Raw genomic sequence first — 11,003 nt, 5'->3', positions numbered from 1 at the left:
ATCCTCTATATAGTCAAGCTGCGGACTTTCATAGCCATTTAACCAAGGTAAAATCGGAATTCTAAGTTTTGACAGCGCCATGCCCAGACTCCACTCACAAGTCTCCTGAGTTCTCCCTGTTTCACTCTTACGGCTTCTGAAATGAGTCTCATCACACTTTGAGAGAAAGTCTGATGCCGTTTCACATACCTTTTGGGTTATATCTTTATCAGCTGCATACATCAAACCGGTCTGAACTCGGTTGAGGTAGGTTAATCCAAACCTTTCCAACGTTTTTTTGCGACGTTGCAGAACTATATCAGCTATAATTCCAATTCCTTTCGGTCCACCAAAAAATCCGTCTGCAATGTGATTTCCTGAAATTGTGAACCTATAGGTTCCGAGTCTTTTCCATAAATATTTTGGATTTTTGCACCATACGATATCACTATCCATATACAGGTTTTTTTCATATGGCATGAATTGGTAAATATTGTGTTTAAAACCTGTAATAGACCGATTTTTTGAAGGAAGAATTTCAATTTGATCAAATAGATCTGAAAGGTCACTCTTCTTTAAAATTTGAATATGCTCATCTGAACAGTAAAGGGTAACCGGTCTGCTTTTATCGTATCTCCTAAGCGTACTAACACTGGCTAATACATGACGCAGATATTTTTGGTCTCCATAGGAAGTGTATACATATCCTTCTTTCTTTTTCTTTATTTCAGCCATTTTGTATTCAAAGAGTCTATCTCAATATCTGGTCTAATACTTTTTCAGGGATATTGTATGGTTTATTTAATCCTCATTTCGTGATTTTAGTGATAAGTCTTAAAGGTCTGCATCAAAATTGTCTTCTGAAAGATCTTTATATTATAAAATTATTAACACTGAATTCCGTACTTCTAAAATAACAGGTATTTTAATTTTTAAATGGGTTACAATAATCGTTCATCATTTGATGTAGACGCCGTTATTACGTGGGTCGATGGAAATGATCCGTCTCATAAAGCTAAACGAGTAAACGCTCTTAGTGGCTTAAATGACAAAATTTCAAACAAATTATCAACTGGGCATCTTAAAACTCGATTCCTGGATAACGGTGAACTTTACTACTGTGTAGCTTCCCTGCGTAAATACGCACCCTGGATCAGGAATATATATATAGTTACTGATAATCAGGTTCCCGACTTTTTAACTCCGGAGATTCAACAACAGTACGGTATACACATTGTAGATCATAAAGAGATTTTCAAATCCTATGAATGGGCATTACCGACTTTTAACAGTTTGACCATTGAAACCGCAATTTGGAGAATTCCTGATCTATCTGAAAATTTCATCTATCTGAATGATGATTTTATTCTCTGTTCGCCCGTAAATAAGAGTGATTTTTTTCAAAATGGTAAAGTTGTTCTGCGTGGAGAGTGGCGGAAAATGATCTCTTATAGTCCGCTCAGAATAAAATTAAATAATCTATTCAGCAGGTTGGTTAAGAAATTTTTAGGGATTACAAGGTCACTAAACCTTTTAATTCAAATCAGATCAGCTAAACTAGCCGATTTTAAAAAGAAATATTTTTACAGCCCTCATGTACCCCACCCTATTCATTTAAAAACGGTGGAGGATTTCTATAAAAGTAATCCTAAGATTTTTGAGGAGAATATTAAATACCCATTTCGAAGTACAAATCAACATACTATTCAATATCTCGCCAATCATCTGGAGTTTAAAAAAAATTCGGCAAATGTGATTCCACCCGACGATGCCCTCATGATAAATGGAGAGACAGACATCAAATTCACGATAAGAAAAAAAGTTGAACGTATAAAAAATGGAGAGATCAAGTTCTTATCCCTCCAGGGTTTTGAGTCTTTAGGAAAACAATCTCAAAAAAATATTCGCGATCTGCTTAACCAAATAATTCCGCCTCTAAAATAATTATAAACGTACGTAAGCCGGTTTATTTAGTTCGTGAATCAGGTGTATCTATCTTCCCCTAAAGGATATTCTGCATGATTTTAATCTTGATATGAGCAGATTTCTTCATGGATTAGACTTTAAATATTTAGTAAAAAAAGAGAACTATCTACGTTCCGAGCAAAGTGGAATGTCTAAGTATTCAGGTACTTGGAATTAAAATCAATTTAAAAAAGCACCCAATGAATCCATTAAGTGCTTTAAGTAAAAATGATTAAAATTTTCGATTATGCCCGGGCTGCTCTTCGCCTTAAGCTTTCAAGAAGTGCGTCAAATCCACGCTCCCGTATAATACTTTGAAACTGTCTGCGATAAGATTCAGCTGTAGAGACATCATCAATACTCATATCGGTTATTTGCCATTCACCGTCTTGAAGCTCCATGTCATAGTCAACGGAGGTTCTTACATTATCCATTTGTGCCGTAGTTTTAACATTAGCAGTTCCATCATTTACAGTGATGTCATTGTAAGTAACTTCTGCACGATAAATATCCAGTCTGTTCAGCGAATTATCACGGATAATTGTTGAGAAAAGTGAGACAAACTCTTCACGATCCTCTTCAGATATTTCTGTATATGTATCCCCAAGTGCCGTTTCCGACATTGATCTGAAATCAATCACGTCATTGATGATATCTTTCAGTCTGTCGCGTTGCTCCTGGGTATAGTCATTACCTTTCGGACCCAAAAGTTCTTTAATCTCTGCATCGCGCTCATTCAACATTTGCTGTATCTCATCGGCTCCGTTCTGTGCAATACCTACATTCAGAAAAAGAATCGTGGAAAATAAAAGTGTGATGATAGTTTTCATTCTTTACCCTGTATTAATTTATACTCAATTGTTTAACTGTAATTCCAGAAGCCCTATAAAGTTCCGCTACTTTTTTATTCAAATCGAATACATTTTGTTTCAATTCTACTCGTAATTCTAACTCTTTCTGCATCGCGTTCAGTAGTTCTTCTACATCACCAAAGCCAATATCATAATTTAGCTGTTCATGGCGAACCCAATTGCGTGCCGTAGAAAGAGCTTCATCCGTTTGATTAGCCCGGACTTCAGCAACCGATGCCTGTCTATACGTTTCATTCAACTCAAGATAAATGCCATCCATCAGTGCGTCTTTCAAATCACGAACTCGGTTGTACTCGATATCGGCCCGATCCATTTGATTTTTTATTGATTTGAAGTTTAAATTCTGGCGTATACCAAATCCCACAGCAGCAGATGAATAGTTAGTATTGTTAATAATAAACGGATTTGTCTGTCTCGGTCGATTGGGGGTGTTGGCATAACTACCGGATATGCCAAGGAACAGAGCCGGAAACTGTTGTGCCTTTACGGCTTCTTTTCCCTTGGCCCTGGCTTCAATTCCTGCATCCACACCCTTCAGCTCCGGTCTGTTCTCTACAGCAGTCTGCTGATAAAAATCATAGGGTTTAAGATCAAATGCTACTGGGTCAAGAAAACTCTCTTCCGGCTCATATATGACATCTTCACTACCTCCCATCACATAGTTCCATATACGGGTAATGGAAGCCAGGCTCTCTTTTACTTCAGATTTTTGAGTTTCAAATTCAGTTTTAAAAATTTCGAATCGAAAAACGTCGGCTTCTTTAAGGTCAGGGTCACCGTCTTCCCGCATTTGCTCAATCTGGCTCTCTACCCTGTCTACCTGCTCTTCTGCATCAGCTAAAATTCTATTTACTTCGAAGGCGAGCAGGTAACTGTAGTAAAGCTCAAATAGCTGAACCTCAGCTTCAGCATTTACTGCACTAAACTGAAATTCTGCGGCACGAGCGCCGGCTTCAGCTGCTGCAATGGCATTATCAATGGCTCCCCAACTGTATATAGGTTGAACAGCACTAATCTCTGCACGAGTAAAAATGGCCCAGTCTTCCCAGTCATTTTCAAGGTTCGGATCTAAATAGAACTCTCCTTCCGAAAGTCCTTCAACTTCACTTTTCACACCTGGTACTACACCGTGCTGGGAATTAAATTGAACTCTTGGTAGTATTCGCTGATTTCGGGCCTGTTGAACACGATTCTCAGACATACTCACTGAATGTCTTTCATACGATACCTGACCGGATCTCTCAAGGCCGCGATCAATAAATTCCTGTAAATTAACTTTTAATGTATCTTGTCCCTGAGCAGACGTAATTAAGAAGGTGAGAAGTAAAAAGCTGATATATAGAATTCTTTGCACGATAATTATTTCTATTTATTTAAAGCACAATAAACAACGAACTAAAGGCTATTTTATTTACTGAACTTAACTGTTAAAACAGATCACTGAACATTAACGATTCAAAACAAAAAAAGCCTCTTTAATCTAAGTTAAAGAGGCTTGAAAATAAAGCGGAGGGAGAGGGATTCGAACCCCCGGAGACTTGCGCCTCAACGGTTTTCAAGACCGCCGCATTCGACCACTCTGCCATCCCTCCGTTTATGCATCTTCAAGTGCCGCAGCACCAGAAACAATCTCTGAAATCTCGGTCGTAATTGCACTTTGTCGAGCTTGATTGTACTTCAATTTAAGCTCATCCTTAATCTCTTTTGCATTTTCAGTAGCGTTGTCCATCGCTGTCATTCGTGCTCCCTGTTCAGAAGCATTAGATTCCAACACGGCTCTCCACAACTGCATGTTTAAATGTACGGGAAGCAACTCATCGAGAATTGCCTTGTCATCAGGCTCGTAAATATAGTCAATTTCATTAAGATTTGAAGAACTTTCTTCCTCAAATTGATCCGTTTTCAGAGGTAAAATTTCATCCACTAAACGGTTTTGAGAAATTACAGATTTGAATTCGTTAAAGGAAACCAAAACTTTATCATATCTGCCTTTAATGAACTTTTCTGTCGCTTCACTCATAATATTCATTGTGGTTTCGTAATTCAAATCATCGAAGAAACCTACATAAGAATCGACTACATTATAGTTTCTCTTTTTGAAGAAACCATCAGCTTTACGGCCAATTGTAATAAGATCCAATTTATTCTCACTAAGGTAGTCTGAGAAGTCTTCACTAATTTTCTGTTCCACCAGTTTGAACAGGTTATTATTAAATCCACCGCACAAACCACGATCAGATCCAACTACAATTATTAGAACAGAATCTACTTCTTCGGGATTACGAAGAATTGGATTATCACTTTCAACTCCGTTAATCAATCTTGAAACCACACTCCGCATTTTTTTCGCATACGGTCTGGTCGCAATGATACGCTGTTGAGCTTTCCTCAGCTTAGCCGCAGCTACCATTTTCATAGCTTTAGTAATCTGCTGAGTATTCTCAATAGATGAAATCCGGTTTCGTATATCGCGCAGATTAGCCATGTATTACTCCTCAGAAGCCGCTAAAAGTTGATCAATTGTACTTTCTGCAGTTTTAATTACTTCTGCCCCAAATGTATCAGTCAGTACACCGGAACCTGCTAATGTTTTCATTTGATCAGAATATTTAGCTGCCATTGTTTCAAGGAACATATTTTCGAATTTTCGAATTTGATCAACTGCAAGTTTATCAAACAGACCTTCATTGTTCACTTTAAGCAAAATAATTTGCTGCTCAACAGGCAGTGGTTTGTATTCTCCCTGTTTCATAAGCTCAACGGTACGTTCACCACGTTTAAGCTGCCTCTGTGTAGTAGCATCCAGATCCGATCCAAACTTAGCGAATGCTTCAAGCTCCCTATATTGTGCAAGATCCAGCTTCAAAGTACCGGATAGTTTTTTCATCGATTTTACCTGAGCAGATCCACCTACACGAGAAACTGAAATACCAACATCAATCGCCGGACGAACACCGGAATTAAACAGATCAGTATCGAGAAAGATCTGACCATCTGTAATAGAAATAACGTTAGTCGGAATATATGCAGAAACGTCTCCGGCTTGTGTTTCAATAACCGGAAGTGCTGTTAAGGATCCGCCGCCTTTCAAATCTGGTGCTAACTCTTCTGGCACGTTATTCATTAATTTCGCTACGCTATCATTGTCAATGATTTTTGCAGCGCGCTCCAACAACCGACTGTGGAGATAGAATACATCACCAGGGTATGCTTCACGTCCCGGTGGTCTTCTAAGCAATAGTGATAATTCACGATAAGCTACTGCTTGTTTTGATAAATCATCGTAGATAACCAAGGCGTGACGTCCGGTATCCCGGAAATACTCTCCGATGGCTGCACCCGCAAATGGAGCAATATATCTCATCGGCGCAGAAGAACTGGCAGGTGCCGAAACAACAACTGTGTAGTCAAGTGCACCATTCTCTTTCAGTGTATTAACAATAGAAGCAACAGTAGAGCCTTTCTGACCAACAGCCACATATATACAGTATACCGGTTTATCAGTATCCTGGGTGTACTTTTGGTTAATAATTGTATCCAGAGCAACCGCAGTTTTACCGGTTTGTCTGTCACCAATAATCAACTCACGCTGACCACGGCCTATGGGTATCAAAGAGTCAATCGCTTTAATACCTGTTTGAAGCGGTTCTGTTACAGGTTCACGATAAATAACACCTGGGGCTTTTCTTTCAAGAGGAAGGTTTATAGTATCTCCTGCGATGGCTCCGTTCCCATCCAGCGGTCGACCAAGAGGATCTATAACGCGGCCCAAAAGACCGTCACCGACTGATAGAGAAGCAATATTTTTTGTTCTCTTTACAGTATGCCCCTCTTCAACAGAATCAGATGCACCAAAGAGTACAATACCTACATTATCTTCCTCCAGGTTAAGTACCATACCTCGAACAGGATTACCATCTCTGTCTTTTGAATCAGGTAACTCCACCAATTCACCGGCCTGAATTTTGGAAAGTCCGTATGCACGTGCAATACCATCACCCACTTCCAATACAGTACCAACATCATAGGTATCAGTATCATTACTGAAACCTGTAAGTTGTTTTTTTAAAATAGCCGAAACTTCGTCAGGTTTGACTTGACTCATTTGTTATCCTAAATAATTTTTTATTCTACTGAAGCAGCTGAAAAAGATTTTTCCAGCTGACTTAATTTATGCTTCACCGAACCGTCAAAAATAGTGTCATCGATTCGAACTGTGAGCCCACCTATTAGTTCTTTATGAATAGACAAATCCATTTGAACTGTTTTACCGGTATATGACTCTAATATATTTTTAAGCTTTTTTACTTCCTGATCACTCAGTTCAAATGCTGTTTGAACCTCAATGTCAATAATGCCGTGATGTTTTTTATAAAGTGAGACGTATGAGGCAGTGATATCATGAAGTAATTGTTCACGATTTTTTTCCACAAGCAGTTCAATCAAATTCATAGTCATCTGATGAACTTTACCTTCAAATATCTCTTTTAGAGCACTATTTTTAATGGCCTTTTTTATCAAAGGGCTTTTAAGAAATAATTTCAGATCCCGTGATTCTTCAATCGACTGATCCAGAAGAATCATATCCTCTTTTATTTCATCAAGCTTATTTGACTCAATGCCAATATCAAGTAATGCAATGGCGTAGCGTTTTGCCGCTTTAGATATCATCAGTTAGTTTTTCTTATTGAGATCATTGAGAAATGATTCTACAAGCTTTTTATTTTTTTTCTCATCGAGTTCTGCTTCAATAATCATTGATGCTGCTTCGATTGCCAGGCTTGAAACTTCTTTTCTTAATTCAATCATAGCGTTCTTTTTCTCCTGCTCAATAGCAGTTCGCGCGTCTTGAATTATTTTATCAGCTTCTTTTCTGGAATTCTCGATCTTCTCGGAACGTAATAGCTCTGCGTCTTCAATTGCTTCTTTACGTATTTTTTGAGCCTGAACTTCAGCTTCCTTTAAAGCTTTCTCGTTGTCTTTCGAGATCTGTTCAGCTTTAGCTATTGCCTTCTCAGCCGATTCCAGAGAATCCTTTATTCGATTCTCCCTCTCATCTAGTGCTTTCATGATGGGGGGAACCAAGTATTTTTGCATTGCAATAAGAAATACCACTGTTGAGATTAGTACCCAAATGGCAAAACCTGTATTGAATGAAAGGAGTCCTCCCCCACCCGCTAAGAAATAATACATAATGCTGGTCCTTTATAAATTATTGTCCAAGACCGAGTGCAAGAATGATACATACAATTGCACCAATCAGGGCAACACCTTCAATAAATACGGCAGTCAAAAGCATGGCACCGCGAATATCTCCGGCCGCTTCTGGTTGTCTTGCGATACTTTCTGTGGCACTTTTACCGATAATTCCGATTCCAAATCCGGCTCCAAGTGCAATGATTCCGGCTCCAAGGCCTGCTGCTAAAAAACCCATAATTAAATATATGTTTTGTTATTAGTGTTTAATTTAGACTTCGACAGTCTGCGCATGTGCAACAGCTGTATCGTCGTCTTCGTGATGATGATCTTCCGCAGCCATTCCAATGAATACAGCTGACAAAAGTGTAAATACATAAGCTTGAATCAGGGCAACCAACGCCTTAAGAAAATAAAGCGCTGCAGTAAGTAACACCCAAAATATACTTGATCCTACTCCAACGTATGCCCCAAACATATCCGTGAAGATAAAGATCAATCCAAGGATACTAACAATCATGATTTTACCGGACAGCATATTTGCAAAAAGACGAATAGCAAGTGCAAATGGCTTTGTGAAAAGCCCTAATATCTCTACCGGCGTCAAAATAATTCGCGACCAACCGGGCACACCGGGAAATGCAAAAACGTGTCGCCAGTGATCTTTTGTGCCGCTAAATTGTGTAACAAAAAATGTTATACCTGCCAGTGTTGCCGTAACGGTCAAGTCAGCAGTAGCCGACGCAGCCCATGGCAACAAACCGAATAGATTCATAAACATGATAGCCATAAAAACAGAGAAGAGATATGGAACATACCTCCGATACTTCTCAGGCGTAATAAACTCTTTCGCAATATCGTCCCGTATAAAAACAAAAAGCACTTCAAAAATATTGTGCATTGCGCCTTTAGGCTCACTTTCTGCGCCAACTCCACGTCTGTAACGGCTTGCTGCCCAGATTGTAACTAACAAAGTTAAAATAATACCGAGCCAAACATATATAAGGTGAGAGGTGATAGACATATCAAGTACTATCTGAGCACCATCAGAACGAACCAAGCCGGCTTCTTCTGTTTCCATAAATTCACCGGACTCCAATGCGGATTTTGTGTTCGCATAAAAGTACCAATCCCCATCTACTAGTAAAATACGGGGCAAATAGACCTTAACCCCAACAACCTCAACGTAGTCGTGGTCAAGAACTTTCCCCATAATATCAAATGTTCCCTCGCTGCTTTCTTCAGTGTCAGCAGCCAACAAACCTGGGTTAATAGCAAGTAATAAAAGGATGGTTACGGATAATCGGCGCAAGTATCGGCTCATCTTAAATATCAATTTACCCGACTAATCTGAGAGTTTTTGGTTTAGAAGTATCACTTCGTTTACAGAATGCAAAATATACGAAATTATAAAACTAACAGTAAAGCTCAATTCATCAATTTTTGTGAGAATTAATATTAAAATAAATAGAGCCAGTACAAGAACAAATCTTAAGAGAAGCCCAAAAAAATAGCTGGAAATAAAGTCCTTCAGCCTCGTTTTTTTTGAAAACATGGACGCTCCCAAATGCAGCAAAACGGTAAACATTCCAATCAGATAACCGGTAAACCAGCCCGAAGTAAATTTATCTGGAATAATTATACCCACGGAAACAAATAATAGCCCTATTACTATAGTGGATATAACTATTTTTCGATCCATCAAAGACATTGCCGCTCTCAATTCACGTCTATTTATCACTGAAGTTTTTTATGAGCCTGACAAAGATACTGATCATTAATAAGACTCCGATAAGTATTCCCGAAAGTATTCCCCACGGCGATGTTTCGAATTTAACATCAATAAAATAACCCGCTAAGATTGGAGCAGAAAAAGCAATGGCTATTTCTCCACCGAGAGATAAGTACTCGAGATACTTTTTGAATTTCGGATCCTCAAACAATTATTTCTCTTTCTTTTTTTTAACAGCAGTCTCTTTTGAATAATCTGTGTCTTTTGATGTCTCCAGCTTAGCAGAATCACTCCCCATTCTGCAGGCTCCGTTAATTTGAGCACCTTCTTCAACTAACAGAGCTTTAGTGTAAATATCACCGTCGATAACAGCAGATTCGCGAAGGTTTAATTTATTCGTTACCCGAATGGTACCTTCAATTTTACCTGCAATATCAGCATCAGCAACTTTTACATCACCCTGCACAACACCTGAGGAAGTGACAATCAGTTTACCTTTGGTAATCCCCTCACCTTTCAACTTACCCGCTACACGGATATCGTTTTGAGAGTTAAGCGTTCCTTCTAAAGTCGTTCCTTCACTGATCATGTTCAGTGTAGGAGATTGTGTATTTGTTGTCTTGCTCACGGTTTTATTGTTTTTTTTACTGTTGAACATAATAATTCAGATTCAGTTGTTTAGATACATTAAGGGATTCTGGGGCACACCGTTTTTCCAAATTTCAAGATGCAGATGAGATCCGGTGCTTAACACACCACGATCTCCGATTTCACCCAAAATATCTCCTTTTAAAACAAAATCTCCTTTAGCCCTTGCAAGCCTTGCACCGTGTTTGTAAACACTTACTACTCCGCCTGCGTGCTGAAGGTAGATAACATACCCATAATTTATCGTCCACCCTGCATTCATTACAGTACCATCTGCAATTGCTTTAAATGTCGTGCCGGTACCGGCTGCAATATCAATTCCAAAATGTCCATCTTCCGCATTATATCCTTGTGTCATACTCCCCTCAACTGGAAAATCAGATGGGAAATCAGGGGTTTTATTCAGTGAACCGGAGAAAATAATCTCATTCTCAGAAAGCATTTCAAACATTTGAACATTTGAGCCTGACACTCCGTTTGGGTTATTTTCATCGGAGGTCAATGCGCCGGCTGTTTGTTCTATAGCTAGTGTGGTATCTGCAGCTGTTCTCAGAATTTCTTTCATATCGTTTAATTGTGTGTCTCTGGCATTCAAAGAGTCCTGCAAAGAC

Annotated in this window: 13 protein-coding genes and 1 tRNA gene; 1 reads left to right on the top strand and 13 read right to left on the bottom strand. The window is 38.9% G+C overall.

The annotated features are described in order from the left end of the window. On the bottom strand, positions 1–714 hold a 714-nt coding region (locus ACESM0_RS10145; protein WP_372906103.1), incomplete at its 3' end, for a hypothetical protein. A 201-nt stretch (positions 715–915) separates the two neighbouring features. On the opposite strand from ACESM0_RS10145, the gene ACESM0_RS10140 reads away from it, so the two are divergent. After that, the gene (locus tag ACESM0_RS10140) at positions 916–1,923 is read left to right on the top strand and encodes a stealth family protein (protein WP_372906102.1); all 1,008 of its coding nucleotides are present in this window, start codon (positions 916–918) and stop codon (positions 1,921–1,923) included. 266 nt (positions 1,924–2,189) lie between these two features. Here ACESM0_RS10140 and ACESM0_RS10135 read toward each other — a convergent pair whose 3' ends face one another. The 12 genes from ACESM0_RS10135 to ACESM0_RS10080 all read right to left on the bottom strand — a co-directional run. Then, positions 2,190–2,774, bottom strand: a complete 585-nt coding sequence (locus tag ACESM0_RS10135) for a phospholipid-binding protein MlaC (RefSeq protein WP_372906101.1) — start codon at positions 2,772–2,774, stop codon at positions 2,190–2,192. 13 nt (positions 2,775–2,787) lie between these two features. Further along, on the bottom strand, positions 2,788–4,170 hold the full coding sequence (locus tag ACESM0_RS10130; RefSeq protein ID WP_372906100.1) for a TolC family protein: 1,383 nt from the start codon (positions 4,168–4,170) through the stop codon (positions 2,788–2,790). A gap of 153 nt (positions 4,171–4,323) precedes the next feature. Further along, a tRNA-Ser gene (locus tag ACESM0_RS10125) sits at positions 4,324–4,408 on the bottom strand. 2 nt (positions 4,409–4,410) lie between these two features. After that, positions 4,411–5,301 carry an ATP synthase F1 subunit gamma gene (atpG, locus tag ACESM0_RS10120; RefSeq protein WP_372906099.1) on the bottom strand — a complete coding sequence of 297 codons (891 nt, stop codon included), beginning with the start codon at positions 5,299–5,301 and terminating at the stop codon, positions 4,411–4,413. 3 nt (positions 5,302–5,304) lie between these two features. After that, a complete protein-coding gene (atpA, locus tag ACESM0_RS10115) occupies positions 5,305–6,921 on the bottom strand; it encodes a F0F1 ATP synthase subunit alpha (RefSeq protein ID WP_372906098.1) in 1,617 nt (538 codons plus the stop codon). Between the two features lie 20 nt (positions 6,922–6,941). Continuing rightward, entirely contained in the window at positions 6,942–7,487 is a 546-nt protein-coding gene (atpH, locus tag ACESM0_RS10110; protein ID WP_372906097.1) for an ATP synthase F1 subunit delta, read from the bottom strand. A gap of 3 nt (positions 7,488–7,490) precedes the next feature. Continuing rightward, a complete protein-coding gene (gene atpF, locus ACESM0_RS10105; protein ID WP_372906096.1) occupies positions 7,491–8,009 on the bottom strand; it encodes a F0F1 ATP synthase subunit B in 519 nt (172 codons plus the stop codon). A gap of 19 nt (positions 8,010–8,028) precedes the next feature. Then, a complete protein-coding gene (locus ACESM0_RS10100; protein WP_372906095.1) occupies positions 8,029–8,250 on the bottom strand; it encodes an ATP synthase F0 subunit C in 222 nt (73 codons plus the stop codon). Positions 8,251–8,283: 33 nt separating this feature from the next. Continuing rightward, complete coding sequence (gene atpB / locus ACESM0_RS10095) at positions 8,284–9,336, bottom strand: F0F1 ATP synthase subunit A (RefSeq protein WP_372906094.1); 1,053 nt, start codon at positions 9,334–9,336, stop codon at positions 8,284–8,286. A gap of 406 nt (positions 9,337–9,742) precedes the next feature. Next, a complete protein-coding gene (locus ACESM0_RS10090) occupies positions 9,743–9,955 on the bottom strand; it encodes an AtpZ/AtpI family protein (RefSeq protein ID WP_372906093.1) in 213 nt (70 codons plus the stop codon). After that, positions 9,956–10,372, bottom strand: coding sequence for a polymer-forming cytoskeletal protein (locus ACESM0_RS10085; RefSeq protein ID WP_372906092.1), 417 nt, complete (start codon positions 10,370–10,372; stop codon positions 9,956–9,958). Positions 10,373–10,414: 42 nt separating this feature from the next. Beyond that, on the bottom strand, positions 10,415–11,003 hold a 589-nt coding region (locus tag ACESM0_RS10080; protein ID WP_372906091.1), incomplete at its 5' end, for a M23 family metallopeptidase.

The organism is Rhodohalobacter sp. (genome assembly GCF_041686455.1).
GTDB lineage: Bacteria > Bacteroidota > Rhodothermia > Balneolales > Balneolaceae > Rhodohalobacter.
This window is presented reverse-complemented; position numbering and strand designations above follow the sequence as displayed.